This is a genomic window from Corynebacterium renale, assembly GCF_002563965.1.
Classification (GTDB): Bacteria; Actinomycetota; Actinomycetes; order Mycobacteriales; family Mycobacteriaceae; genus Corynebacterium; species Corynebacterium renale.
The window spans coordinates 582,760-608,904 of record NZ_PDJF01000001.1 but is presented as its reverse complement, the minus strand read 5'-3'; the positions used below and the strand labels follow the sequence as shown (position 1 = coordinate 608,904).

Genomic DNA, 26,145 nt, shown 5'->3' with positions numbered 1-26,145 from the left:
TAGGGCTTCTAGGGGCGGTAGAACTGTTCCTTGCGACCTAACCGGTGCAGCTTCAGCCACTCCACGAACCCTTTCGGGTCCTTCTGCTGCACCAAGAAGTACCACCCGAAACGGGCGTATTCCTGGGGCAGGAGGCGGCGCATTCCCGGCTGGTTCATCAGGTAACCACGGTTTCGGTACGTGAAGTAGCGCTTCGACTCCGAATCCGGGTACTGCGTGTGCATCCGCCCACCGAGGATGGGTTTGAACTCGTCCGAACCATCTGGGTGCACGTACGCGGTGGTCAGCGCGGTCCCGAACCGCAGGCCCGAGCGTTGGAGCCGCCGGTGATATTCCACCTCATCCCCGCGGATGAACAGGCGGTAATCAGGTACACCGATGACCTGCATCGCGGCCGCCGAGAACAGCGCACCGTTGAACAAAGAGGCGTACCCTTCCAGAAACTCGCCCTCGAGTTCATCGCGGCGACGCTTCCACGTCAGACCCTGGCGCATTGGGAAAGCCAGACGCTGCGGGTCCTGAATATTGCAGACGACAGGGCTGACTTCATGCAGGCGATGCGCGTGCGCAGTACGCACGAGTGTTTCCAAGACGTTGGTGTCGGCCGGATGGCCGTCGTCATCTGCGCACCAAATCGCGTCCACTCCCAGCGCAAGCGCGTGCAAGAAACCGTAGGCGAAACCGCCGCCACCACCGAGGTTCGTGCGCGATTCCAAGTACACACCCGACTCCGGCGCGATGCTTTCCAACAGTTCGCGGACCTCCGGCTGCGCCCCGTTGTCTACCACGATGATGTGGTCCACCGGGTAAGACTGCCCAGCCACCATCTCCAACGACCGGCGTAAAAGCTCCACCCGCTGGTGCGTGACTATCACCGCAGCTACGGACGGGCGTTCAGGAATCGGGGCAACACTCATGCGCCTATTGTTGCACACCCCTCGAACGTGACTGCGATGCGATCATCCTTGATCTCGAGAGATTCCAGGCGCAGGGTTGCTTCCCCGCTTTGCGACGGATGCGGTGTCTCACCCCAGTCAATGGCGAAAGGTTCGGTACTGATTGGCGCCACCTCGGGCGTGATGAGCCGCCACTTAAGAACCGTGCCATCAGGCGCAGTGCGCTGCATGTCCACTACGCCTTTACCATGTTCCTTGGCGTATGCGTCCAAGTCGTCTGGGTGAATCGCCCATGCCGCAGGGGTAGGTTCTTTCACACCGTTGACGTCGAAGAAGTTCTGCTCCACCGGCTTTTCAGCGGCGGCGATAAGTTCCACGTAGGCGCCCTTCGGCTCCGCCAACGGCACCAACGCATTTTCCGTTCCGTGGTCGTGGCGCCCGCCCGGGATCGCGCGAACCCCGGTGAGCTCCTCAAACCAGTCGATGAGCTCGCCCAAGTCAGGGCCAGCGATGACAATATGATCCAAATTCTCCATGCCCAGAGTCTAAGGGAACTAATTCGCGCCAAGGTGCCACCTCCACACCAGGGGTCGGAAGCGCCGCTTCCGTTTCTTGAGGATTTCTTGCAGGATTTCGCTGACGTAGCCGAGGTGGTGGGCAATGTCAGAACCGCTGAAACGCAGCACTGTCCACCCACGGACAACTGCCTCGTTTCCCTTCACATGGTCCGCCACGAATTGACCGCGCTCCGAATGGAATTCCCATGAATTAATTTCGATGGCAATCTTCTTTTTGGGCAGGACGAGGTCGAACGCATACCCGCCAATGAGATAATTGTGTTCAGGTTCGAACCCAAGCTTGCGCAGCAGGTTCGCGACCTTGAGCTCGGCGCCACTGTCTGCACCGTACCTTTTTAGAATCGTGTCCGCCCGTTTCCGTTTCCGTGGGTGTTCACGCTGGTGAAGGCGCATCTTTTGGGCCCCGGATCTTCCGGAATACAGGCGCTCAACGCCGGACGAATGGCCGTCGAAAATAAGCTTTTGGTACCCGGTGACCACTCTGACCTTGTTATGTGTAAACGACTGAACAGTCCTCTTTCGGGTTGTAACCACGAACTCGTTGCTTACTGCCCTTCGGGAATGCTTCACGTACCCCTGGATGGGAAAGGTGAGCTCTTGGCCAGAGAAAAGCTGCTCAGCGCTCTCACCAGCTAAAACGAAGTCTGGGATTTTCCGGCAGAGTTCGCGCGCAAGCCCTAAAGGAGTAGTACATGATTTCGTATACCATCCCTGCATTATTCGTATCACTTCCCCCGATGCCACTGCTTTCCGCAGCGCATAGATAGATTTTGTGGATTGCTTGACGTCTTTCCTGGTAAATAATTCCCCCATGTCGAACAGAATAGCGATGTTTTTGGTGTAGGTCAAGGGTCTTTTGGGGCGAATGTTTTGCACCCAACTGGGCCGTATTTCGGGGGCGTTTCCTTGGTTTTGGGTGCGTTGTGTGTCATTTCTTGCGGCAGCGGGCGTATCGCACCCAAAAGTGGCGGCATATTAAAAGGATCGCTTAAAAATGGGTGCGTTGTGTGTGAAAGGCGCGCACCCCGCACATATTGCGCCCATGTAGGCAGGTCAGGCATCGGAAGAGCTCGCGGATGGGTGCGAAGTGTACGAAACCGCGCGGGGCGAAAGTATCGCGCCCAAACCTTCCGGAAAAGCATGCAATACGCGTGGATGTGGGTGCGTTGTGTGCGAAACCTTGGCCTGGATCCCAAGAAGGAGCGCGCAAGCGCGCACAGACTATCCCATCCGGTGGTTTACCTGGGGCTTTGGGGTCGGATCGTTAGGTTCGCGGTGCCCGGGCGCACACATCGCACCCAAAATCAGCGCCATAAAAGGGGCAGCGCGCAAAAAAGGGTGCGCCATGTGTGGAAACAGCGTGTCTCGCGCATAACGCACCCAAGAAACCAGGCTGGACCCCGATAAACGCCAAAAGTGGGTGCGAAACGCAAGAAACGCCCGCCCCCGCGCCAAACGCACGCCCCGCCCCCAAGCCCAAAAGCGCCCCTAAGCCCCCTCGATCTCGGCCCGCAACCTGCGCATATGTGCGCCGGCCTCGGGACCCTCGTAGGCTTCCACCACGTCGGCGACTAGGCCGGCCTTGCGGATTTCGCCGTGGTCTACCCAAAGCGCGGTGTTGCAAAGCTGGGCGAGGAAGTCGTTGGAGTGCGACGCAAATACTAGGATGCCGGAGCGTTCAACGAGCTCTTGCAGGCGTACGCGGGCTTTTGCCATGAAGGCGGCGTCGACGGCGCCGATGCCTTCGTCGAGAAGCAAGATCTCGGGCTCGATCGAGGTCACAACACCTAAAGCCAGGCGCACGCGCATGCCTGTGGAGTAGGTGCGCAGGGGCATGTTGAGGTATTCGCCGAGCTCGGAGAATTCGGCGATGTCGTCGATTTTGCGGCGCATCGATTTGCGTGTTTGGCCCAGGAAGAGGCCGCGGATGATGATGTTCTCGTAGCCGGAGATCTCGGGGTCCATGCCCACGCCGAGGTCGAAGACGGGGGCTACACGGCCGCGGACGATTGCGGAGCCGCGCGTGGGTTCGTAAATGCCCGAGAGCAGGCGCAACAACGTGGACTTGCCGGCGCCGTTGTGCCCGACGAGGCCCACGCGGTCGCCCTCGCGGAGGTGCAGGTTGATGTTGCGCAGCGCTTCGACGACCACGGTGTTGGAAGCGTTGCGGCCAATCATGCCGCCCGCGGCCCCGAGGAAGGCCTTCTTCATGGAACGCGATTTTGCGTCGAAGATGGGGAAGTCTACGCAGGCGTTATGCGTGTCAATGCTTACTTGAGCCATATTCAGTAACTCCTAAACCCAGTACGGGACGCGGAAGCGCCACTTCTTCATCGCCAGCAACGTCAGAAGCAAGCCCACGACCGTGCAGCCGAGCACAACCCACCACGAGTTCGGATTAAGCGGCTGCCCAATCAGCGGGGCGCGAACAATTTCCAGGTAGTGGTACAGCGGGTTGAGCTGCGCCAAGTGCGCGCGTGAACCCATGTCCGCCATATTTTCGCGCAAAGTCGTGGTCATCCATACGATCGGCGTGACGTAAAACAGGAGCTGCGTGCCCGCCTCGAGGAGGGGGGAGACGTCGCGGTAGCGGGTAGCGATGATGCCGAAGAACAGCGCCACCCACACCCCATTAACCACGAGCACGAACATGGCCGGGATCGCCAGCAGCACGTTCCAGCTCCAGTTTTCGGGGAAGATCAGCATCAGGATCAGCCAAATAACCAGGTTGTGCGCCAGAAAGAGGGTTTGCTTCCACACCAGACGGTACGCGTGAATCGAGATCGCGGAAGGCAGCTGTTTGATCAGGCCTTCGTTGTCGATGAAAACATCCGAGCCTTCCTTAATGCACCCGGAAATAAAGGTCCAGAAAATCAGTCCTACCGTCACGTGCGGCAGGAAAACGTCCAGGGGAACCTTGAACAGGACGGAATATAAAAGACCGAGGGCAAGCGCCATGACGCCCGTCGCGATGGTGATCCACAGGGGCCCAAGAACGGAGCGCTTGTAGCGTTGCTTGATGTCCTGCCACCCGAGCTGTAGCCACAGTTCGTGCTGCTTGAAGCCGCGGGAGAGGTCGTGCCAGGCGGCGCGCACTGTCATTGAGTCGGAGGCGGGCGCGTGGTCTCCTGGTGGGGAGGTCATGCGCGCGACGTCGGCGTTGAGCTTTGCGGCATTGCTTTCTGTAGACACAGTTGACTAGCCTAGCCGGCCGTCTGTAGGAATCGTGATTCCGTTGGGGTATTGTCTTTCCCATATGCTCCGTGCAGCGAGTGCGTAATATGTCTGGATAGTTAGGGAGGTTCGGGGATGGCTTCTTTCGATGTGCCGTCTGTCCGAGGTTTATACGTCACACTCGGCGATGGCTGGACCTATCTCAACGCGCATGAAAATCCGCTGGTTCCGGAGCGTGTTTCTGTTGGTATCGCACGCGCCGCGCGGTCTGTTACGGCCCCGGTCCGGACCGAGGACGGCTGGGTCACTCGCGCGGATGTGTTGCGCGATCAGGCTCGCAAGGCGGTCGCTGATTTTGCGGGGGTTGCGCCGGGCCAGGTGGTTTTAGGTGCAACGGTGGGCGAATTGTACGGAGCGCTGGTGCGTGCGATGGGCCCCCTGATGCGGCATGGTGGGTCGATGGTGCTCACGCGTGGCGACGCCCACGCTGGCGGCGATGTCCGTTTCGCCCAGTTCACTGACGGTATTCTGGATCCGGCGCAGTATTCCAAGCTAGTCAACGGCGGTACGCGCTTGGTGGCGCTACCCGCGGCGCACCCGCTCTTTGGTTCGGTGCAGCCGGTGGGGGAGATTGTGGATGCGGCGCGCGCGAAGTCGCGCTCTTGGGTGCTTATCGACGCCACCGCCTACGCCCCGTACCGCCGCTTCGACATGGACGCCTGGGGCGCGGACATCGTCGCCATGAATCTCGGCGCGATGGGTGGCCCGGATCTCGCCGCCCTGATTTTCCGCAACGAGCGCATGTTTTCCCGCATGCGTAACCTGGACGTTCCCCCAGTCTCTGGCATTCTCGCTGGTGGCGTTGCCCCGACGTTGGCGCATTACACAACGCTTTTCGACGCCGGCCTGGAAACCCGCATGCGGGAACTCGCAGGAGACCTCACTACTTTCATCGGTTCGCTGCCGGCCGTAGAGGTCGAAAGTGTGCCGCGTGAGTGGGAAGTCGGGGAGGCCCTCGACCGCACCCCGCGCATCACCTTCACGATTAAGGGCGTGCCTGCGGAAACGATTCAGCAGCGTCTCGTCGATAATGGCATGATGGCCGGCTTCAACGCCGACGGCTCGATCACCGTGGCGGCCGGGCCTTACACCCAGAACCACGACATCGAGCACCTCACCCGCGTCGTCGCCTCCCTGGCCTAAACCTCGAGCACCAGCTTGCCGGTATTCTCACCCGACGTGAGGAGCTCGTGGGCGCGTGCCGCCTCCTCGAACGGAAGTGTGCGGCTGTGGTGCACAATCTTCCCCTCCGCGAGTAGAGGCCACACGTTTTCCACGGTGGAACGCACAATCTCAGCCTTATCCTCGAGCGACCGCGCGCGCAAGGTGCGGCCGTGAATGGAAAGGCGTTTCGGTAGCAAAGCACCCAGGTTGATCTCCGCCCGGGTTCCTCCCTGTAGGCCGATGATGACCAGCTGGCCGTCGTCGGCAAGCGAACGGATGTTGCCGGCCAAATACTTTGCACCCATGATGTCCAAGATGATGTCGCAGGAACCCTTCAGGCGCTCCGCGAAATCCTCTTCCTTGTAATTGATCAAGGTGGTCGCGCCCAACGACGCGCAATAATCCAACTTTTCCTGCGACCCCGCAGTCACCGCGACCTCCGCGCCGAGCGCAGCGCACAGTTGGATCGCGAAGGACCCAATCCCGCCCGCACCCCCATGTATGAGCACCCGGTGGCCTTCGCGCAGGCCCGCGACCATGCCCAGGTTGGACCACACGGTGGCGGCGACCTCGATAATCGAACCGCCCTCAATCGTGGTCAGGGGTTCCGGAATCGGGGCCACCTGACCTGCGGGAACAGCCACATATTCGGCGTAGGCGCCGCCCGCGAGCAGGCACGACACCTTCTGTCCGACCTCCATGTTCGTGTCCCCGGCGTCCAGGATCGTGCCCGAACACTCCAACCCTGGAATATCCGTCACCCCAGGTGGCGGCGGGTAATGGCCCGCGACCTGGAGCACGTCGCCGCGATTTACGCCGACGCCCGCGACCTCCACAAGTACCTCGCCCGATTTAGGTTCCGGGCGGGGGCGCTCCGTGCGTACTAATTCCTTATTCACGACCTCATAAGCAAGCATGGGGCCCACTTTAGAGGTTTTGCCGACCCATGCGGTACGATTCCATGTGTCGCAGCGCGCTCGTGCGCGCCTGGGATATTTGGAGATGTGGCAGAGCGGCCGAATGCACCGGTCTTGAAAACCGGCGATGGGAAACCATCCGAGGGTTCAAATCCCTCCATCTCCGCAGTTCAACCGCCCATTCCGGGGTCTCCGGGGTGGGCGGTTTTGGGTTTGGGGTGGGTTTGGGGGTGAGCGTGGGTGTGGTGCGTTTGGGGGACGCACGTTTTGCGCCCAAAAATCGCGCGTGACCCTTGAAAGTGCACTCGTTTGGGTGCGAAACATGTGAAACGCACAAAGCGCACCCATCGCGGGGCGTTGTGCTTCCAGGGAGCGTGGTTTTGGGTGCAATGAGTGTGAACCCGGGCGCTATCGGAGGATTGGCCTCGAAAAGTGCAGGTGAGATGCCGGAAGGGTGGGCCTGTGCGCGCGGTAGAGCGCGCCTTTAGGTTCGTGCGCACGTATCGCACCCAGATCGGGCGCCCATTAACGGAAAGCGTGCTCGTATGGGTGCGAAATGGGTGAACCTTCACGCTTTCGCACGTAGTGCGCCCAAAAGCTGCGCGTGACCCTTGAAAGTGCACTCGTTTGGGTGCGAAACATGTGAAACGCACAATGCGCACCCAACTCGAGGCGTTGTGCTTCCAGGGTGCGTGGTTTTGGGTGCAGTGTGTGCGAACTCGGCCGCTGTTAGCGGGTTAGCCCCGAAAAGTGCAGGTGAGGTGCCGGAAGGGTGGGCCTGTGCGCGCGGTAGAGCGCGCCTTTAGGTTCGTGCGCACGTATCGCACCCAGATTGGGCGCCCCTAAACGGAAAGCGTGCCCAAGTGGGTGCGAAACATTCGAAAGAAGACGTGGGCACCAGTCGGAGCGCGCACACGCGCGCAGATCTTCCCATCCGGTGGCTGGCCAGTCGTCTGGGCAGCGGATTCGTTGTCGGCGGGCCGGGTTTCGTGCGTATTGCACCCAGTTCACGCGAATTTAGGTGTATAACGTGCCAAAGTGGGTGCGGTCCGTGCGAAGGAGCGCACTTTCGCACCAAACGCGCCCAAAAATCGCACGCAGCCGGGGGAAAGCGCCAGACTTGGGCGCGAAACGCACGAACGCCCAAACCCAACGCACCCAAACCCAACGCACCCAAACCCAACGCACCCAAAACCAAAACCCCTACTTGATAGCCTCCCAAGCTTCCAACAAGCGCGAGGTCTCAGAAGCGTTCGTTACGGTGATGCGCACGCCTTCGGGGAATGCGCGGACGATGACGCCGTGCTCGGCAAATGCCTCGGCGAGGGCGTATGGTTCGCGTTCGGAGGCGGGGATCCACACGAAGTTGGCCTGGGTTTTTCCAGCGCCGAGGGCGTCGGAGACGGAATCGCGGACGTCGATGGTTTCTTGGACACGCGCTGCGAGCTCCGAACGTGCTTCCAGGGAAGCTAGCGCGCCTGCCTGGGCTACGGAGGAGACGCCGAAGGGGACCGCCACCTTATTTAATGCGCTCATCACGGGCGCGGGGCCGAACGCATAGCCGACGCGGACGCCGGCCAGGCCGTACGCCTTGGAGAATGTGCGCAGGCCCACGAGGTTCGGGAAGCGGTCCAGTAATTCTGCGGCGTTGGGGGAGTCGGCGGCGCGGCTGAATTCGAAGTACGCTTCGTCGAGGGCCACGATTACGTGAGAGGGTACGGCTTCCATGAATTTCAGGAAGGCGTCGTTAGTAATGGTGGTGCCGGTGGGGTTGTTCGGGTTGCACACGAAAATGAGGGAGGTGCGCTCGGTGATGGCGGCGGCCATGGCTTCGAGGTCGTTGTGGCCGGATGCGGTGAGCGGGATTGCGACGGGGGTGGCGCCGACGACGCGCACGAAGATTGGGTACGCCTCGAAGCTGCGCCACGGGAAAATCACTTCGCTGTCCGGGGTGGACGTAATTTGGACTAACTGTTGGCACAACGCGGATGAGCCGGTTCCGACCGCAATCTGCTCAACCGGCAGGTTGAGGTGCTGGCTAAGGGCGGTGCGCAGTTCGTGGGCGCCCATGTCGGGGTAGCGGTTGGCGTGGGCTGCGGCGTCGGCCATAGCCTGCGCGGCGGCGGGAAGGGGTTGGAAGGTGACTTCGTTGGAGGAAAGTTTGACGGCGTCGGCCGCGGCGGGTTTTCCTTGGACGTAGTCAGGGATTGCGTTGAGGTCTGGGCGAATCATGTACTTATGGTAGCCGGTTTGCCCTTGGGGGGAACCTCCCGCTACGATGAGTCACGCTGGAGATGTGCCAGAGTGGCCGATTGGGGCTCCCTGCTAAGGAGTTGACCTTTCACGAGGTCCGCAGGTTCAAATCCTGTCATCTCCGCCAGCGCCCGTAGCTCAACGGATAGAGCATCTGACTACGGATCAGAAGGTTGGGGGTTCGAATCCCTCCGGGCGCACCATGTGGCCCTGCGAGTAATCGTGGGGTCTTTTTTCAGCCCTAACCTGCGGGGGAGGTAATGATGAATCACACCGAAACCATCGAGCACCTGGAGGAGATTCTCCGCTCCGAGGAGGATCTTGCTCCGGAGCGGGCGCATGAGCTTTCAGTGCTTCTCGACGAGCCCCCCATCCAGGACATCATCGAGCTGATTGAGCGCATCACCACCACCCGCGGTGCCATGCTCATGCGGCTCCTGTCCAGGGAACGCGCCATCGAGGTCTTCGATGCTCTGGACGCCGCGCACCAGGCAGACCTGATTGGTGCGTTGCAGAACGCGGACGTGGTGAACTTCTTCGGGGCTCTCGATCCCGATGACCGTGTTTCGCTTCTCGACGAACTTCCAGCTGAAATCGCCGAACGCCTCATGCGTGACCTGCCACGCGGCGAGCGTGCAGTCACGGATGTCGTTCTCGGGTACCCGAAGGGTTCGGTGGGTCGGCGCATGTCGCCGGAGGTTCCGGAGCTTTTCGTGGACCAGACGGTCCGGGAGGCGCTCACGTACCTGCGCACCCACGCCGATGATGTAGAGACGATTTATTTGCTTCCGGTGGTTGAGAGGGATCGTCGATTAGCGGGCGTGTGCTCCCTGCGCGACCTCTTCAAGGCTGACGAGGACGCCCTGCTCGGCACAGTTATTGGGACCGCGGTGAAGGCTGCCGCCCACGCGGACGCGGAGGAGACTGCCCGCTGGTTCCTGCCCTTGGACTACCTGGCGATGCCGATCGTCGACGACTCCGACCGCCTCGTAGGCATCCTCACCTTCGACGACGCCCAGGACATCGTGGAGGAAGAAGACTCCGAGGACTCCGCCCGCGCCGGCGGTTCCGAACCCCTGCAGCAGCCGTATCTGGCGACCCCGCTGCGCAAGATTGTGCGTTCGCGCGTGGTATGGCTGCTGGTTCTCGCGGTGTCTGCGATCCTGACAGTGCAGGTCCTGGACTCTTTTGAGGCCACGCTGGAGAAGGCTGTGGTTCTTTCCTTATTTATCCCGTTGCTCACGGGCACCGGCGGTAACGCGGGTAATCAGGCGGCGACGACGGTGACGCGTGCTCTTGCGCTTGGCGACGTCCGCAAGCGTGACATACTCACGGTCATGTGGCGCGAACTTCGGGTCGGCCTCATGATGGGCTTGCTGCTGGGCGTCCTGGGTGTAGCTTTGGCCTCGATTGTGTACGGACCTCAGATTGGCCTGGTCATCGGGCTTACTTTGCTGGCCGTGTGTGCGATGGCTGCAACTGTGGGCGGTGCGATGCCAATCATAGCGAAAACCGTGGGGGCAGACCCAGCAGTGTTTTCTAACCCATTTATTTCAACATTCTGCGACGCAACCGGGCTCATTATTTACTTCCTCATCGCGAAATCTGTACTCGGAATCTAAATTGGGGGTGTTTTCGGGGGTACATTTCTGCACTTTGTTGTGTAGTTCACTGTGAGCCACGTTAGAGTTCAGACTATGAGCACCCCCGAAATCAAAGAAAGCTCCAGCCACGCGCTGGGCGAAGATGACGTCGCGGCCGCCGGCAACGAAAATGGCCGCAAAGTCACCGGGCTTTTCGCCGGCCTAGCGCTGGCAATCATCATTTACCTCATCTTCCCGGAATCCGCCGTCGAGCGGGTCCTCGAACTCGAACCGGAGTCCGAGTACAGCTACGAGGCGATGCGCATCACCGCCGCCACCGCAGTACTCATGGGCGTGTGGTGGATGACAGAAGCCATTCCGCTCGCGGCAACCGCCCTGGTTCCGCTGGTTGCGTTCCCGTTGTCGCAGGTTATTGGGTTTGGAAAGATTTCCGCCTCCTACGCTGAGCCCACGATTTTCCTGTTCATGGGTGGCTTCATCCTGGCGCTGGGCATGCAGCGCTGGAACCTGCACCGCCGCCTTGCGCTGTCCGTTGTGTTGCTTGTTGGTGTGCAGCCGAAGCGCCTGATCTTGGGCTTTATGGTGGCGACCGGCTTCCTTTCGATGTGGGTATCTAACACTGCTACGGCCGTCGTTATGCTCCCAATCGGTATGTCGGTGCTGCAGCTCACCGCTGAGACCGTTGGCGGCATGCGTAAGCAAAAGAACTTTGCGACGGTCCTTATGCTGGCCATCGCCTACTCCGCATCTATCGGCTCCCTGGGCACCATCATTGGTACCCCGCCGAACGCCCTGCTCGTGGCGTACATGCGCAACACCCACGATATTGAGATTGGCTTCGGCCAGTGGATGCTCGTCGGCGTTCCGATGGCCGTGCTCTTCACCTTCATCGCCTGGTTCGTCCTGTGCCTGGTCTTCCCGCCCGAGATGGACACCATCCCTGGTGGCCGCGAACTTATCCGCGCGGAAGTCAAGAAGATGGGCAAGATGAGCACCGCCGAAATCCTCACTGCCATCGTCTTTGGTGGCGCGGCACTTGGCTGGATCTTCATCCCGCTGGCCATCGACCACTTCGGCTGGTCCATCTCCGTTGCCGACGCAGCCATCGGCCTCGCAGCATCCCTGCTGCTGTTCATCCTGCCGTCCGGCACGAAGAAGGGTTCCCGACTCATGGACTGGGAGACCGCGAACGAACTTCCGTGGGACGTCCTGCTCCTCTTCGGTGGCGGTCTGGCGCTGTCCAAGATGTTCTCCGAATCGGGCCTCTCCCTGTGGATCGGTGACCTGGCCCAGGGCCTGCGTGTCCTGCCTGTCTTCCTGCTCATCGCGGCGGTTGCCTTCCTGGTGCTTGCGCTCACGGAATTCACGTCCAACACCGCGACGGCCGCAACCTTCCTGCCGATCCTCGCAGGTGTTGCAGTGGGCATCGGCCTCAACGAGGGCGGCGAGCAGAACATCCTGCTGCTCACCATCCCGGTTGCGCTGTCTGCAACGTGTGCGTTCATGCTGCCCGTGGCAACCCCACCAAACGCGATCGCGTTCGGGTCCGGCTACGTGCGTATCAGCGACATGATCAAGGGTGGCCTGTGGCTCAACATCATTGCCGTCATCCTGATCACGCTAGTGACCTACTTCCTGGCAGTTCCGGTCTTCGGCATAGTGCTCTAGGGCTTAGTTGCGCGGCCCGCGGGCTAGGTTTTACCGCCTGGCCTGCGGGTTTGGTGTATCAGGGTGGGGACTGTAATATAACTAGGCGTTGCAGATACTGCAACGGGCGCCCGTAGCTCAACGGATAGAGCATCTGACTACGGATCAGAAGGTTGGGGGTTCGAATCCCTCCGGGCGCACAAATTAACCCGCTACCTCCCAGGTAGCGGGTCTTCGCATTGCTTGGGTTCGCTTTGCGACGGCGCGTGGGGCTTGGGGTGGGGTGTTTTGTGCGTTCGCGCGTTTCGCACCCAGAAGCGCGAGCTTTTGAACGCTTGGGTGTTCAAGTGGGTGCGTTGTGCACGTTTGGGCTTGGTTTCGCGCGTTTCGCGCCCAGAAGCGGCCGGAACGCGTTGATTGCGCGCTTTCTTGGGTGCATTGTGTGCGAAGCCGCGCGGGAGCCAAGGATTAGCCACTAAAACCCCTGGTCCGCGACCGGAAGGGAAGTCCGGGCGCGCGGTAGCGCGCTCGTTCTGGGATCCGCGCACATTTCGCGCCCACAGCGCGCTCAGATGCGTGGTTTCGCATCAAGAATGGGCGCGTTCTGTGCGAAGGCCCGTAAAGGCGCACGTTTCGCACCCAAGGGACGCTACGTTCGGGCAAAACCTGTCGTGTTTGGGTGCGTTATGCGCGAAAGCGGTACGTGGTGCTCCAAGCCGAGCGCGCAAGCGCGCGCAGGCTATCCCATCCGGTGGGAACCTCGCGGGTAGGAGGCGGGCGCTTCCAGGGCGGCGCGCGTAGCGCACGTATTGCACCCACCGCGCGCGATTTTTAACTCAAAAGCGTCGGAAATGGGCGCGTTATGGGCGCGTGCACGTGGAAAACACATAACGCACCCAAATGAGGAGCGCGAACCCCGAAACCCCGCGCGTTTGGGCGCACAACGTGCGCCCCGAACCCCGAACCCCTACATCACGTGGATGCGCGCGCCCTGCTGCTCCGCGAGCTGGAGTTGTGAAACCCAGCCTTCTTCGCCGGGGAGGAGTCGGAAGACGGGGCGTGATCCTGCGCCGCGGGCGCGGTAGCGTTCGTAGGCGGCGTTGCCGTCGACGGCTAATTCGGAAACTGAGCCGCCCGCCAAGGTCGCGCGCGCGTCTTGGAGGATCGCGAGCGCTTCGTCTAATGCGCCTAGAAGTGCGTCGGAGTTGTTTTCGCACATGGCGCGGACCAGGTCGGGGGCGGTGCCGGCGACCCGGGTGCCGTCGCGGAATGAGCCGGCCGCCAGGGATAGGGCGAGGGGTCCGCCGGCGTCGCCGACCAGGGCCAAAGCCTCCGCGAGCAGGTGCGGAAGGTGTGAGATGCGGGCGACGGCGGAGTCGTGGCGGGCAGCCAGCGCGGGGATCGCGTGCGCGCCTACGAGGTTTGCCAGGTGGATGACGTCGGAAAATGCTTGGGTCCAGCGCGGCGAGCACGCTTCTAGGGCGTGGTCGTACGTGACCACCCACGCCGCGTCTTCGAAGAGGCCGGTCTGGGACGCGTCCCACCCGGACTCCGCGGTGCCTGCCATGGGGTGGCCGCCCACGTAACTATCGGAAAGCCCGCGCTCGCGGACAAGGTCATAGACCGCGCCTTTGACGGAGACAACGTCGGTGAACACGGCGGTAGGGGCGTGCACCGTCAGGGCGTCGAGAAGCGAAGAGATTGCCGGCATTGGTGTGGCCAGCACGATGAGCGCATCGTCGCGGGCGGCGCGGCGGAGCGTGTCTTCGAGGGAGTCGGTGACATCGAACGAGGTGTCCAGTGGGCTGCGATTCCAGCCATACGCGGGGGCGCCGGCGGCATGGAGATCGCGCAGGAGAGAGCCACCGATGAGGCCCAGGCCCAGGATTGCTACAGGTCGGGAAAGTTTTGCGGAAATCACCTGACAAGTGTCGCATAAAAACGCTACGGTTACCGGTATGAGCGCTTCATCATTTGCCGTGTGCCTCGTGCGGGCCGATAACCGGTGGCTAGCCAGCCGCTTCGACCTCGCGGCACCGGAGAAGTTTGTGCAGGCGGCGGCCGCGCACGTCGCCGGGCTGCGCAGCGAAGGCCCGGCCCTGGCGCTGGCTGCTATTGAGGACGATTTCTTCGTCATTATCCGTCCGCAACCCGGCGGGGCAAAGCTCTACATTTCGGATGCCCTCGCCGCCACGTACGACGACTACGCGCAGGCTGTACTCGACGCCATGGACGCGGAAGTCCCTGAGGTTGACAATATTGACGACGCGGACCCCTGGCCGGACGGCGACGACGACATCCTCTCCGACCTCGGCCTCTCCGACCAGGTCCTCGACGTGATTGCCGGCGACGCGGACGCGTGGGCCAGCGAACAAATTGACCAGATCCTGGAGGAATTGGGCGTCGATGCTTCCCTTGACGCCATCCGCTAGCCACACCTGGATGGGCCGTGCGCTCGACGTTGCGCGCGCGACCCCACCCGCGGACGTGCCCGTCGGCGCCGTCATCTTTGACCCCTCCGGGCGCGAAATCGCCGCCGCGACCAACCGCCGCGAAACCGACTCCGACCCCACCGCGCACGCCGAAGTACTGGCCATCCGCCACGCGTGCGCCGTGCTTCACGACGGCTGGCGCCTAGAAAACTGCATCCTGGTAGTCACATTGGAACCGTGTGTCATGTGCGCCGGCACCATCGCTGCCGCCCGCCTCGGAGGAATCGTCTACGGCGCCTTCGAACCCAAAACGGGTGCCGTCGGTTCCGTGTGGGACGTGCTTCGCGACGGCCATTCCCTCCACACACCGCAGGTCAGAGCAGGCGTCCGGGAAGAGGAATGCGCGGAATTGATGCGCTCTTTCTTCGCGCGCCACAGGTAGTTTTTTGCCTCTCCCGTGGCGAGGTCGCGCAAACTTGCGTACAGTGGACTCAAGTAAGCAACGTATAAATTTCAAGGAGTGATTCCATGGGTTTCGCAGATGACGCAAAAGACAAGCTGTCCGACGCAGCCGACACCGTAAAGGACAAGGCTTCGGAGTTGGGCGACAAGGCTAAGGACGCCGCCGAAGACGCCAAAGACAAGCTTGATTAATACGTTTTAAGATTTTAGGAGGACCATATGGGCGACATTTCCAACAAGGCAGAAGAACTTAAGGGCAAGGCAAAGGACGCATACGGTGACGTCACCGATGACAAGTCCACCCAAGCCGAAGGCAAGCTCGAAGAAGCTGGCGCCAAGATTAAGGACGCCGCATCCGACGCAGCCGACAAAGTAAAAGACGTATTTAACTAAGGAGCACGCAATGAGTGACATTTCCAACAAGGTAGACGACCTCAAGGGCAAGGCTAAGGAAGCAACCGGCGAAGTAACCGACAACAAGGACCTCCAGAACGAGGGCAAGGCTGAGCAGCTGGTTTCCGACGTCAAGGACAAACTCACCGAGGCCGGCGAGACCGTCAAGGAGAAGGCCAACGAAGTTCTGGGCAAGATCCAGGACAAGCTTGACGACGACAACGAGAAGCCCGAGCAGCCACAGGCTTAAGCTCACGCTTTAGTTACTTCCGCCCACCCCGTGCTTATGCGCGAGGGTGGGCGCTTTTGTGCGCGGGGGTGCTGGCGCATGGGCGTTCCTAAAACAGCTGGTTAAGCGCCGGATGGGAGGACGTGCGCGCGCGTGGGCGCGCTCCTTGTGGGTTGTGCGCACGTTTCGCGCCCAATGCGTTTGATTTCTGACTCGCGGGGCGCACAAGTGGGTGCGGTGTGTGCGAAGTGCTCGCATTTCACACAGAATGCACCCAAACCTCGGGCGTTGTGCGCGAAAAGGCGCGTTCTTGGGTGCACTGCGTGCGAGTGCCTAGACGCGGCCCAGGACCCTTACCCGAAACCCCTGGTCACGGGCGCGCAGGGCACATGCACAACACGGAACACACGAAACGCGCCCATCGCGCCTTGCTTTTGCCCCGAACGAAGCCACAGTGGGCGCACAATGTGCGAGCACGCACCGTTTCACACGAATCGCACCCATTTAGCGCTCGGGATCGCGCAACGCGGGCTCACATGGGTGCGTTCCGTGCGAAAACCCACGTGGAGTGCCAAGCGGGGCGCGCAAGCGCGCGCAGGTTGTCCCTTCCGGTGGCTAGCGCCAGGTGTTTCAGGCCAATTTATGTTCACCGCACCCTAGAGCACACGAATCGCGCCCACTTCGCGACCGGAATCGCACCACGCGACCCCACATGGGTGCGAAATGCGCGAAATGCGCGAAACCCGCAAAACCCCAAACCCAACCCGCACCGAATCGATTTGGCCACCGCGCGCCGGGTACGTTAACCTAGTTCGCGGTGGCGTGTCCGAGCGGCCGAAGGTGATCGCCTCGAAAGCGATTGTTGGGTAACCCCCAACCGAGGGTTCAAATCCCTCCGCCACCGCCATGAACCCGCGGGCTTCCTGAAACAATGGGAGCCCGCGGGTTTTCTCGTTGCGCAACTGGGCGCGTCGTGAAGCACACAGGTAGACTGGCCAAATTAGGGAAAGCGCCCGCCGGCGCCCGCCTGCGCCCGGGCGCCCTAGCCACACCATCAGAGAAGTTTTGAGGAGACGGTTTCGTTGGCAGAGATGTTGTTTAAGCTTGGCCGCTGGTGTTTCCACAAGGGGTGGCTGGTGCTTACGGTGTGGCTCGTGATTTTCGCGGGTATGGCTGCCGCAGCGTTTACGTTTATGAAGCCGTTTACTTCGCAATTTAGTATTTCTAATACGCCGTCGATTCAGACGATGGAGATGCTGACGAAGAATTTCCCGGAGCAGGGTAATCCGGTGAATGCGGCGTCGGTGAACGTGGTGTTCCAGGCGCCGGAGGGGGAGAAGCTCACGGATCCGGAGAATAAGGAAGCGATCGATAAGGTCATTCACGCGCTCGAGCACAACTTGGGCGATGACCTGACCAATACGCAGCGCTTTGGTAATCCGGTGGAGTTGTCGCCGAAGTTGCAGCAGGTCGTCTACGACACGTACGTCGAGCAGGGGCTCCCGGAGGAGACTGCGAAGGAAGACGCCGCGAATCTGGCCATGCTTTCCGACGACCAAACCATCGCATACACAACCTTCGACTTTGACGTCCCCACCTCGATGGACGTGACCGATGAGCATCGCGCGGCTGTCAATGATGCGATGCAGGCCGGCCGCGACGCCGGTATCCGCGTGGAGGCGGGTGGCCCCGGTTTTGGTGATCCGATCCAGATTAAGGCCACGAGTGAGGTCGTGGGTATCGCGGTGGCGTTTATTATCCTGATTTTCACGTTCGGGTCCCTTGTGGCCGCGGGCCTGCCGGTGATTACCGCGCTGATTGGCGTGGGCATTGGCTTGTTCATTATCTTGTTGACCACGCATTTCGTGGAGCTCAATGACGTCACGCCGACGCTCGCGATGATGATTGGCATCGCGGTGGGCATCGATTACGCGCTGTTTATCGTGGCCCGTTACCGGGCGGAGTTGGCGCGTTTGAAGCGCCCGGAGGCGGCGGGTATGGCCGTCGGTACGGCGGGTTCGGCGGTGGTGTTCGCCGCGGTGACCGTGATTGTGGCGTTGGCGGCGTTGTCGGTGGCGGGCATCGGGTTCCTCACCGCTATGGGGTTGCTTGCCGCGGTGACGGTGTTCATTGCGCTGCTCGTGGCGTTGACGCTGGTGCCTGCACTTTTGGGTATTTTTAATACGAAGATTTTCGCGGTCAGCGTGCCGCGCGTGGGGAACCCGGATCCGAAGACGGCGATGGGCCGCCGGTGGGTGAAGTTTGTGCATAAGGCGCCGGGGTTGATTGTGGCGGCCGTGGTGGTAGCGTTGGGTGCGCTCAGTTACCCGGTGACGCATTTGGAGATGGCGCTGCCTTCGGATTCGACCTCGAACGTGGACACTACGCAGCGTCAGTCCGCTGACCTCATGGAAGAGGGGTTCGGCGCGGGGGTGAATGCCCCGCTTCTCATGGTTGTGGACGCCCACGGGGTGGATCCGGAGTCCACGGCGTTGGCGCCGCTTATCGACGCTCAGATGTCGGCCGGCGGGGACGTCGATAAGCAAGACGCAGCACAATTGGCTGCCTTCATGTACGCGGTTGACCAGGTCGATGGCATGGCGGACCTGAAGAATGCGCAGATCGCGGGCATTAACAAGGACGGGACCGCCGCGCAGATCCTGGTGACCCCAACCACGGGGCCCGCCGACCAGGAGACCGTGCAGGTTTCGCATGCGCTTCGCGACCGCGCCGCCGAAATCTCCGACGCCACCGGCGCCCAAGTCGGCCTGACTGGCCTGACGGCCGTGCAGATGGACATTACCGAGACCCTCGCCAAGGCGATGCCACCCTACCTGGGCATTGTGGTGGGCCTGTGCATCGTGCTGCTGCTCATGGTGTTCCGCTCCGTGCTGGTACCCGTGGTTGCAGGCGTGGGCTTCTTGCTTTCTGTCGGCGCGGCATTCGGCCTGACCGTCCTGGTGTGGCAGGAAGGGCTGTGGGACCTGGTGAACACGCCGGCGCCTCTGATTAGTTTCATGCCGATCTTCCTCATCGGCGTGACCTTCGGGCTGGCGATGGACTACCAAGTCTTCCTGGTCTCCCGCATGCGCGAATACTACTCACACTCCGGCGGGCAAGCGTCCGGGCGCACGCCGTACAACGCGGTCGAAGAGTCCGTTATCGAAGGCTTCTCCCAGGGTGCGCGCGTGGTCACCGCCGCGGCCCTAATCATGATCGCGGTGTTCGTGGCGTTCATCGACCAGCCCCTGCCATTCATCCAGATTTTCGGATTTAGCCTGGGTGCTGCCGTGCTTTTCGACGCCCTCTTCATCCGCATGGCCCTCATGCCCGCAGCCATGTTCCTCATGGGACGCGCCACCTGGTGGATGCCGCGCTGGCTGGACAAGATCCTGCCGCACGTCGACGTCGAAGGCGAAGGCCTCGAACGGCAGCTTCGGGAGGGGAAGCTGCCGGCTTAAGAGATTCTTAGAAAGGCTCGCGGCGCTTGCATTGGTGAGCGCTGCGGGTCTTTTCGTTGTGTGTCCGGGCGCATCTAACGCACCCCATTGGGTGCAGTAATACGATCCCGGGATTCTGTTTGGGTGCGATAAGAGCGAAGACCGGCGTGACGCTGCTCGTTCGCACACAACGCACCCACTACGTGCCCAAAACGTAGGCCAGCCGGGCGATCTGGGTGCGAAACGTGCGTCTCGCCACGCGCTCGCACACAACGCACCCGTTTCGGGCCCAGAAAGTAAGAAAACTCGTTCAAGTGGGTGCAAAACATGCCATACAGCCCGAAACCCCTGCTCAACCTTCCGCCTCGCACACAATGCACCCACCCGCACCTGAATCCGGGCACTCACTCCTCCGCGTGGGTGCAAAACGTGCGAAACACGCGAAACACGCGAAACATGCGAAACCCACGCCCCGCACACGCCCACGAAACGCCGCCCAGCGCGCCCCGCGTAACGCACACAACGCGCCCACTAGAATCGACCACCATGACCGCACACGAAAACCCAGCCCCAAACAACACCACAAACCCAGCCACAAACAGCACCCCAAACCCCACCCCAACCCCCCACGCCCAGGACACAACCTTCGAGCTTGGCACCGAAGTGTTCAATGAGCCGGGTAAGCATGGCCGCACGGGCGTGATTCATACGCCGCATGGCGCGATCCAGACGCCGGCGTTCATCCCGGTGGCCACGAAGGCGACGGTCAAGACGTTGACGCCGGAGCAGATCCGGGCGACGGGCGCGCAGGCGATCCTGTCGAATGCGTATCACCTGTATTTGCAGCCGGGGCATGACATTGTGGACGAGGCCGGTGGGGTGGCGGCGTTCGAGAATTGGCATGGGCCCACGTATACGGATTCGGGTGGGTTCCAGGTGATGAGTTTGGGCGTCGGGTTTAAGAAGGTCCTCGCGATGGATACCGCCGGCCTGACGGATGCGGATATTCGTGCGCAGAAGAAGGAACGCATGGCCGTCGTCGATGAGGATGGCGTGGATTTCCGTTCGATCTTGGATGGTTCGAAGCATCGGTTTACGCCGGAGGTGTCGATGCAGATTCAGCACGGGTTGGGCGCTGATATTATGTTCGCGTTTGATGAGCTGACTACGCTCGTCGATACGCGTGAGTACCAGGAGCAGTCGGTGGCTCGGACGCATCGGTGGGCGCAGCGCTGCATCGATGAGCACAATCGTCTGACGCAGGAGCGTGTGGGGAAGCCGTTGCAGTCGTTGTGGGGTGTGGTGCAGGGCGCCCAGTATGAGGACCTGCGACGTCAGGCGACCCGCGGCCTTGTTGCGCTTTCCGACGCTGCCGAGGCCGAAGGGCGTCGTGGGTTTGGTGGTTTCGGCATTGGTGGTGCCCTGGAGAAGGAGAATTTGGGCACGATTGTGGGGTGGGTGTGTGATGAGTTGCCCGTCGAGAAGCCTCGTCACCTGCTGGGTATCTCTGAACCGGACGACCTTTTCACCGCGATCGAGGCGGGTGCGGACACGTTCGATTGTGTGGCGCCGACGCGTTTGGGGCGCCGCGGGGGTGTGTACACTCTCGACGGCCGCATGAACCTGACGAACGCCCGGTTCAAGCGTGATTTCCGGGGTATTGATGAGGAGCTCGGCGGGTACGTCAGCGAGAACTATTCACGCGCCTACATCCGTCACCTGCTGAAGGCGAACGAATTCCTGGCAGGCACCTTGTGCACTATGCACAACTTGTATTTCATGGTCGGGTTGGTGGATAAGATCCGGGCGGCGATGGAGGCCGGCGATTACGAGGCGTTCCGCGACGAGTTCATGGGCCGCTACTACGCGGGAAAGGCGCGCTAAGCGCGGCGTCATTCTGCAAAGTATTCCGCCTCCCGCGTCTCTTTCAACCGCAGTACGTCGGCGCGCGAAAAGCGGGTGTGGGTGCCCACTTTGGTGGATGGGATGCGCCCGGCACCTGCCCATTTCATGAGCGTTGGGCGGGATACTCCGAGGATGTCGGCGGCCGTGGTGGAGGTCAGTGTTTCTGGAAGTTGCGTGACGGTGGCGTGCCCGTCGGTGGCTAGCGATTCCAGGACGTGGGTGAGCAGTTTCTCTACTTCGGAGCCCACTTCGATGGTGTCCCCGTGGGCGTCGTGCAGCGTGAGGGAGTGCGGGCTTTGTTGCACCACGCGCTGCGCTTCTGCGACGACGTGGGGTGGAACGATGATGTTTCCGTTGGGTAATGCGTGTGGGGACATGGGGGCCTCCTGGTTCGGTGCCCCCACCCTAAGGGTTTCAGTTATAACTGCAACCCCTGTTACGCTGCGTATCCTTCGCGCTTTTTCACCCAACCGATGACCAGGTAGGTCAGCGGCATGATGACAACTTCGATGGCGGTCTTCCATACGAATCCGACCACAACGTAATTGATAAAGTCTCCTCCGGTTGCGATTCCGATAACCGGTGCGGCGATGGCGCAGAACAATAAGGTGTCGGCAAATTCGCCGACCACCGTCGAACCAATCAGGCGCGCCCACAGGGACTTTTCGCCGGTGCGCTTCTTAATCGCAACGAGCACCCACGCGTTGAGTAGCTGGCCGACCAGGTATCCGGCCAGCGAAGCCAGCACAATCTGCGGTACTAGGCCGAGGACGCCTTCGAATGCTTCTTGGCCGTCCCAGAAGGATGCCGCTGGCAGTGCGATGGCGATGTAGAAGGACACCACGGCAATAATTGCGGCGACGAAACCGGTGATCACGGCACGTTTTGCGGCGCGGAAGCCGTAGCATTCCGAGAGGACGTCGCCAAGCACATAGGCCAGGGGGAAGAGAAAAAATGCACCGTCGGTGACCAGTGGGCCAATCTCGACGCCTTTGGTGGCGTTGATGTTTGAGATGACGAAGACGGCCGCGAACAGCGTCATCACGACGGGGTAGTAGGATTTCTGAACAGGGATGAACTGGGCTTTTCCGGACGCTGCGGCCTCGGCAGCAGCGCCCTCCCCAGACCCGCTGAGGGTTTCAACTTTTTGCATGCAGGCAATACTAATAGACGGGACGACCATGACAATAGGACGCTACGCCCCCAGCCCCAGCGGCGACCTCCACGTGGGAAACCTGCGCACTGCAGTCCTCGCGTGGCTCTTCGCGCTTCACGACGACGGGACCTTCCACATACGCGTCGAAGACATCGATACCGCGCGTTCCTCCGCCGCCGTAGCGGAGCGCCAACTATCAGATCTTCGCGCACTGGGCCTGACGTGGGCGGAACCGGTGGTGTGGCAATCGCAACGCACCGACGCGTACCACTCCGCGTTGGAGGCGCTGCCGGTCTACGAATGCTACTGCTCGCGCAAGGACATCCAGGAAGCGTCGCGAGCCCCGCACGCCATCCCCGGCCACTACCCCGGAACGTGCCGCGACCTCACGGAAGGGGAGCGGGCGCGCCGCCGCAGTGAGCTAGCGGAACAGGGGCGCGTGCCTGCGCTGCGCCTGCGCGCCGGGGTTGATTCGTGGGAGGTGCACGACCTGCTGCACAGGCGCGTGGAGGGTGAAGTCGACGATATGATCCTGCGCCGCGGCGGCCGCCTCCCCGAGGGGGTGGAACCGGATTGGGCGTACAACCTGGCGGTGGTCGTCGACGACGCCTACCAGGGCGTTGACCAGGTAGTTCGCGGCGACGACCTGCTATCGTCTGCCGCCCGCCAAACCTACCTTGCGCACCTGCTCGGCCTGCCGGCAGTGGACTACGTGCACGTGCCGCTTGTGCTGGGACCCTCGGGTGCGCGCCTGGCTAAACGTGACGGTGCGGTTACGCTGCGTGACCTGGGACCTGCGGCCGTGCCGGAGGTTGTGGCGTGGATCGCCTCTTCAGTCGGGGTTCCGGGTGCTACGACGCTTGCGGAGCTCCAATCTGCGTGGCATCCGGGATTATTGCCCCGCGAGCCCGTGACCTGGCCTTAAGGTTTCCCATTGTAGGATTCTGGTAACTCTCATTGTAGGATTCTGGCAAAAATGGAGGCGCGTGGCATGGACCGGTTTATTCAGCGCACTGCAGCAGACTCTGCGGCGAAATTAGCGCAGTGGTTTCCTGTTGTTTCGGTGACGGGTCCGCGGCAAAGCGGTAAATCTACGCTGGTACGTCATGTGTTTGATGGCTACCGTTATGTCAACTTGGAGGACGTGTCTTTAAGAGAGTTGGCGCAGGATGATCCCATGGGATTTGTGAAATCGCTCGGTTCATCTGCGATTATCGACGAGGCACAGAGGGTTCCGGACGTGTTTTCAGCAGTCCAGGTCTATTCTGATGAATCCGGCAAAACGGGGCAATATATTTTGTCTGGTTCGCAGAATTTTCTTTTGCAGAGAGAGGTTACTCAATCTTTGGCCGGGCGGGTAGGAAGGCTGGAATTACTTCCGCTGACCTTCGGTGAACTTTCGAGCTCTAGGCATGACATCAGTGTCCGGGATTTCTTAGTCCAGGGTGGGTACCCGAGGATTTACGATTCTGGCATCCCTGTAGATATTTATTGTGCGAACTATCTCCGCACGTACCTGCAGCGCGACGTGGGTGAATATGTCAATCCGCAGAATGTTGTCACCTTCGAAAAGTTTATCCGCTTGTGTGCCGAACAGGCCGGAAATTTGGTGAACTACTCGAGCCTCGCACGCGAGCTTGGCGTAGATGCGCGAACCATCAAGTCATGGCTTTCGATACTGGAATCAAGCTACATCGTTTTCATGCTGGCACCTTTCCATACCAACACTCGCAAGAGGGTGACCAAAACTCCGAAGCTGTATTTTTACGACACAGGCCTGTTGGCCTATTTGCTGGGTGTCAACTCAGAAAATTATGACTTTAGCCAGCATAAAGGGGCACTTATAGAAAATATGGTAATCGCTGAAACGCGCAAAAAATACCTCAATAACATCGAGGAACCTCGCCTGTACTTCTACCGCGACGATTCTAAGATTGAAGTGGACCTTCTCGACCTCACCAAAGAACCGCGCCTTATTGAAATCAAATCTTCAGCAACGTACCGGTCTAAGTTTGGAAAGCATCTGGCAGAGGTTGCCGAAAGATTGGTCTGCCAGACATCCGCACGATGGTGGTGTACGCGGGAGAAGGAGATTATGACCTTGCTGGCCACACAATCCAATCGCTGCGTACGTACCTGATGGATTAGCGTGCACCCCGCGCCCCGCTGTGGTCCCGGATCCCGCAAAAATAAGGGGACCCCGCGCACCCGGTAGAGCTCGTTGACCCTTGCTGCATTCCTGCCCTGGGGGAGTTCACAAGATAACCGCCGCGCGGGATCCGGCCTCCCATACTAGCCCATAGGTGGCGATTTGTCCTAAACGGGTATCAGTGTGTACAGTACTTCAAAGACGAAAGCGATAGCCGTATGGCTTGAGCTTGTTGTCGCTGGAGGATTCGACTAGCGGCCTATGTCACACGCCTGGAACGCGTGCGGGGTTCACGCCCCTCGTGGGTTCAAATCCCACATCCTCCGCCAATTGCCTCCCACATCGTATGGTGTGGGAGGCTTTCGCATTGAGGGGTAGGGGTGTGGCAGCGTCGCGCACAGTGCACCCATGAACAGGATGCGTAGGTATACATAGGCTGCCCGTGGGTGCGAAGTGTTTGATGCCGGAGCGGTCGCGCACATTGCACCCAAACCGGGTCAAATTCGCGCGAAAAGCACCACGGCTGGGTGCGATACGCGTGAAAATACCAGGGCTCGCACGCTTCGCACCCAAAATAAGCCACGGGACCGGAACGCCACACGCGAATGGGTGCGTTTCGTGTGAGCGCAAGGTAACGCACATAGTGCACCCAAGATGGGGCGATTCCGCGCGAAGAGGGGTACAAATGGGTGCGAAGTGTGTGCGCAGGCGCAAGGTATCGCACATAACGCACCCAAGCCGGGTCGAATCCGCGGGAAATAAGCCTCGGATGGGTGCTTATTGTCCCCTACTTGCTCTTTTAACCACCGGTGTTCTGAGCGTGAGTTTGGTGGTGTGCTCGAATTCTGGCGCAACCACTGGGTTGTGGCCACCAACCCGGACCGCTTCCAGGACATTGACCTGGTCAAGGAGACCCAGGACTTTTACAAGAAGTTCTACGACTACGACCTCTCCGCCGACGAAGTCCAGCGCATCATCGACGCCGAAGCGCCCGCGAAGTAGCGCACGCCGCGGAGCGGGCGGGGCGGGCGGGGCCGGCCACTCCGCGCCGGCCGCTAGACTGGCGCGGCATGAGCACGCAGCGAAAACCCGACACCCCGGATCCGAACCACCCGAACACTCTGGATTATGTGGCCAGTGGGAACTGGTTCCAGCCGGGGTGTTCCGCGTTCCAGGATGAGCGCGCCCGCACCCTGGACCTGGTACACGAATTCAATGCCCTCCCGCCCACGCAGCAGGAGCGGGCCCAGGAACTGTTGCGCCAGATCACGTGCTCGGACACACACGCCACCGTGGGCGGGCCATTCTTCGTGGAGGTGGGTAAGCACCTCCATCTGGGGGAGCGCGTCTTTATCAACACGGGCGCCACTATTTTGAATACCGCGCACGTGACTATCGGCGACGGCACGATGATCGGCCCGAACTGCCAGCTCATCACAGTCACGCACCCGCTTGACCGCGAGCAGCGCGCCGCGGGGTGGGAGCGCGCCGAACCGATCACTCTGGGCAAGGATGTCTGGTTAGCTGCGGGAGTCACTGTCTTGCCCGGTGTCACGCTTGGCGACGCCGCCGTAGCCGCCGCCGGCGCCGTAGTCACAAAAGACGTGCCGCCGGGTGTGCTCGTAGCGGGGGTACCTGCACGGGTAGTGCGGGAGGTGTAGCAAAGTCTCAGGATAGTACCCCCAA

24 protein-coding genes, 6 tRNA genes and 1 other RNA gene are annotated in these 26,145 nt (G+C 61.0%); 20 read left to right on the top strand and 11 right to left on the bottom strand.

What is annotated here, in order from left to right:
* Nucleotides 1-8: 8 nt before the first annotated feature.
* From glfT1 to wzm, 5 genes are all read right to left on the bottom strand, one after another.
* A complete protein-coding gene (gene glfT1, locus ATK06_RS02935) occupies nucleotides 9-917 on the bottom strand; it encodes a galactofuranosyltransferase GlfT1 (RefSeq protein ID WP_048378756.1) in 909 nt (302 codons plus the stop codon).
* A complete protein-coding gene (locus ATK06_RS02930) occupies nucleotides 914-1,432 on the bottom strand; it encodes a VOC family protein (protein WP_053072561.1) in 519 nt (172 codons plus the stop codon). Before ATK06_RS02930 ends, glfT1 begins: the two co-directional genes overlap by 4 nt.
* Nucleotides 1,433-1,450: 18 nt before the next feature.
* On the bottom strand, nucleotides 1,451-2,287 hold the full coding sequence (locus ATK06_RS02925; protein ID WP_143341383.1) for an endonuclease domain-containing protein: 837 nt from the start codon (nucleotides 2,285-2,287) through the stop codon (nucleotides 1,451-1,453).
* Between the two features lie 675 nt (nucleotides 2,288-2,962).
* Nucleotides 2,963-3,757, bottom strand: coding sequence for a galactan export ABC transporter ATP-binding subunit Wzt/RfbE (gene wzt, locus ATK06_RS02920; protein WP_048379796.1), 795 nt, complete (start codon nucleotides 3,755-3,757; stop codon nucleotides 2,963-2,965).
* A gap of 12 nt (nucleotides 3,758-3,769) precedes the next feature.
* Nucleotides 3,770-4,618 (bottom strand): galactan export ABC transporter permease subunit Wzm/RfbD, encoded by an 849-nt coding sequence (gene wzm / locus ATK06_RS02915; protein WP_098389374.1) that lies wholly within the window; start codon nucleotides 4,616-4,618, stop codon nucleotides 3,770-3,772.
* Between the two features lie 165 nt (nucleotides 4,619-4,783).
* Between wzm and ATK06_RS02910 the strand changes: the two genes are divergently transcribed.
* Complete coding sequence (locus ATK06_RS02910) at nucleotides 4,784-5,851, top strand: aminotransferase class V-fold PLP-dependent enzyme (protein WP_048379794.1); 1,068 nt, start codon at nucleotides 4,784-4,786, stop codon at nucleotides 5,849-5,851.
* Here ATK06_RS02910 and ATK06_RS02905 read toward each other — a convergent pair.
* Entirely contained in the window at nucleotides 5,848-6,789 is a 942-nt protein-coding gene (locus ATK06_RS02905; protein WP_098388812.1) for an NAD(P)H-quinone oxidoreductase, read from the bottom strand. The genes ATK06_RS02910 and ATK06_RS02905 overlap by 4 nt on opposite strands.
* An 81-nt stretch (nucleotides 6,790-6,870) precedes the next feature.
* Between ATK06_RS02905 and ATK06_RS02900 the strand changes: the two genes are divergently transcribed.
* A tRNA-Ser gene (locus ATK06_RS02900) sits at nucleotides 6,871-6,955 on the top strand.
* A gap of 1,037 nt (nucleotides 6,956-7,992) precedes the next feature.
* Here the strand turns inward: ATK06_RS02900 and ATK06_RS02895 are convergent.
* On the bottom strand, nucleotides 7,993-9,021 hold the full coding sequence (locus ATK06_RS02895; protein WP_098388811.1) for a histidinol-phosphate transaminase: 1,029 nt from the start codon (nucleotides 9,019-9,021) through the stop codon (nucleotides 7,993-7,995).
* 58 nt (nucleotides 9,022-9,079) lie between these two features.
* On the opposite strand from ATK06_RS02895, the gene ATK06_RS02890 reads away from it, so the two are divergent.
* The 5 genes from ATK06_RS02890 to ATK06_RS02870 all read left to right on the top strand — a co-directional run bounded on the left by ATK06_RS02890 (nucleotide 9,080) and on the right by ATK06_RS02870 (nucleotide 12,493).
* Nucleotides 9,080-9,169, top strand: a tRNA-Ser gene (locus tag ATK06_RS02890).
* Nucleotides 9,170-9,245 (top strand) — tRNA-Arg (locus ATK06_RS02885). It abuts the tRNA gene before it with no gap.
* 57 nt (nucleotides 9,246-9,302) lie between these two features.
* Complete coding sequence (mgtE, locus tag ATK06_RS02880; protein ID WP_408608300.1) at nucleotides 9,303-10,664, top strand: magnesium transporter; 1,362 nt, start codon at nucleotides 9,303-9,305, stop codon at nucleotides 10,662-10,664.
* A 75-nt stretch (nucleotides 10,665-10,739) separates the two neighbouring features.
* Complete coding sequence (locus ATK06_RS02875; protein WP_048379790.1) at nucleotides 10,740-12,314, top strand: SLC13 family permease; 1,575 nt, start codon at nucleotides 10,740-10,742, stop codon at nucleotides 12,312-12,314.
* A 106-nt stretch (nucleotides 12,315-12,420) separates the two neighbouring features.
* Nucleotides 12,421-12,493 (top strand) — tRNA-Arg (locus ATK06_RS02870).
* 767 nt (nucleotides 12,494-13,260) lie between these two features.
* On the opposite strand, the gene ATK06_RS02865 is transcribed toward ATK06_RS02870, so the two are convergent.
* Nucleotides 13,261-14,214 (bottom strand): prephenate dehydrogenase, encoded by a 954-nt coding sequence (locus ATK06_RS02865; RefSeq protein ID WP_048379788.1) that lies wholly within the window; start codon nucleotides 14,212-14,214, stop codon nucleotides 13,261-13,263.
* A gap of 37 nt (nucleotides 14,215-14,251) precedes the next feature.
* Between ATK06_RS02865 and ATK06_RS02860 the strand changes: the two genes are divergently transcribed.
* From ATK06_RS02860 to tgt, 8 genes are all read left to right on the top strand, one after another.
* Nucleotides 14,252-14,725: a tRNA adenosine deaminase-associated protein gene (locus ATK06_RS02860; protein ID WP_048379812.1), complete on the top strand. Its 474-nt coding sequence runs from the start codon at nucleotides 14,252-14,254 to the stop codon at nucleotides 14,723-14,725.
* A complete protein-coding gene (locus ATK06_RS02855; RefSeq protein WP_231913572.1) occupies nucleotides 14,700-15,167 on the top strand; it encodes a nucleoside deaminase in 468 nt (155 codons plus the stop codon). Before ATK06_RS02860 ends, ATK06_RS02855 begins: the two co-directional genes overlap by 26 nt.
* Before the next feature lie 86 nt (nucleotides 15,168-15,253).
* Nucleotides 15,254-15,379: a hypothetical protein gene (locus ATK06_RS11485; protein WP_258863173.1), complete on the top strand. Its 126-nt coding sequence runs from the start codon at nucleotides 15,254-15,256 to the stop codon at nucleotides 15,377-15,379.
* Nucleotides 15,380-15,406: 27 nt separating this feature from the next.
* Entirely contained in the window at nucleotides 15,407-15,580 is a 174-nt protein-coding gene (locus tag ATK06_RS02850; protein ID WP_048379786.1) for a CsbD family protein, read from the top strand.
* 10 nt (nucleotides 15,581-15,590) lie between these two features.
* On the top strand, nucleotides 15,591-15,830 hold the full coding sequence (locus ATK06_RS02845) for a CsbD family protein (RefSeq protein ID WP_048379784.1): 240 nt from the start codon (nucleotides 15,591-15,593) through the stop codon (nucleotides 15,828-15,830).
* 795 nt (nucleotides 15,831-16,625) lie between these two features.
* Nucleotides 16,626-16,716: transfer RNA gene (locus ATK06_RS02840), tRNA-Ser, on the top strand.
* Between the two features lie 175 nt (nucleotides 16,717-16,891).
* A complete protein-coding gene (locus ATK06_RS02835) occupies nucleotides 16,892-19,270 on the top strand; it encodes an MMPL family transporter (RefSeq protein ID WP_098388810.1) in 2,379 nt (792 codons plus the stop codon).
* 525 nt (nucleotides 19,271-19,795) lie between these two features.
* The gene (gene tgt, locus ATK06_RS02830; protein ID WP_098388809.1) at nucleotides 19,796-21,133 is read left to right on the top strand and encodes a tRNA guanosine(34) transglycosylase Tgt; all 1,338 of its coding nucleotides are present in this window, start codon (nucleotides 19,796-19,798) and stop codon (nucleotides 21,131-21,133) included.
* Between the two features lie 8 nt (nucleotides 21,134-21,141).
* On the opposite strand, the gene ATK06_RS02825 is transcribed toward tgt, so the two are convergent.
* Both ATK06_RS02825 and ATK06_RS02820 read right to left on the bottom strand, forming a co-directional pair.
* Entirely contained in the window at nucleotides 21,142-21,531 is a 390-nt protein-coding gene (locus ATK06_RS02825; protein ID WP_048379778.1) for a helix-turn-helix domain-containing protein, read from the bottom strand.
* 59 nt (nucleotides 21,532-21,590) lie between these two features.
* The gene (locus ATK06_RS02820) at nucleotides 21,591-22,337 is read right to left on the bottom strand and encodes a queuosine precursor transporter (RefSeq protein ID WP_048379777.1); all 747 of its coding nucleotides are present in this window, start codon (nucleotides 22,335-22,337) and stop codon (nucleotides 21,591-21,593) included.
* On the opposite strand from ATK06_RS02820, the gene gluQRS reads away from it, so the two are divergent.
* A complete protein-coding gene (gene gluQRS, locus ATK06_RS02815; RefSeq protein WP_098388808.1) occupies nucleotides 22,336-23,235 on the top strand; it encodes a tRNA glutamyl-Q(34) synthetase GluQRS in 900 nt (299 codons plus the stop codon). The two genes, ATK06_RS02820 and gluQRS, sit on opposite strands and share 2 nt — an antisense overlap.
* Before the next feature lie 51 nt (nucleotides 23,236-23,286).
* A complete protein-coding gene (locus ATK06_RS02810) occupies nucleotides 23,287-24,450 on the top strand; it encodes an ATP-binding protein (RefSeq protein ID WP_231913573.1) in 1,164 nt (387 codons plus the stop codon).
* A 49-nt stretch (nucleotides 24,451-24,499) separates the two neighbouring features.
* Here the strand turns inward: ATK06_RS02810 and ffs are convergent.
* An RNA gene (gene ffs, locus ATK06_RS02805) (signal recognition particle sRNA small type) lies at nucleotides 24,500-24,594 on the bottom strand.
* A 105-nt stretch (nucleotides 24,595-24,699) separates the two neighbouring features.
* Between ffs and ATK06_RS02800 the strand changes: the two genes are divergently transcribed.
* The 3 genes from ATK06_RS02800 (at nucleotide 24,700) to ATK06_RS02795 (ending at nucleotide 26,120) form a co-directional block, all read left to right on the top strand.
* A tRNA-Ser gene (locus ATK06_RS02800) sits at nucleotides 24,700-24,788 on the top strand.
* 505 nt (nucleotides 24,789-25,293) lie between these two features.
* The gene (locus tag ATK06_RS11180; protein WP_161795994.1) at nucleotides 25,294-25,461 is read left to right on the top strand and encodes a hypothetical protein; all 168 of its coding nucleotides are present in this window, start codon (nucleotides 25,294-25,296) and stop codon (nucleotides 25,459-25,461) included.
* A 68-nt stretch (nucleotides 25,462-25,529) separates the two neighbouring features.
* The gene (locus ATK06_RS02795) at nucleotides 25,530-26,120 is read left to right on the top strand and encodes a sugar O-acetyltransferase (RefSeq protein WP_098388807.1); all 591 of its coding nucleotides are present in this window, start codon (nucleotides 25,530-25,532) and stop codon (nucleotides 26,118-26,120) included.
* Nucleotides 26,121-26,145 lie beyond the last annotated feature (25 nt).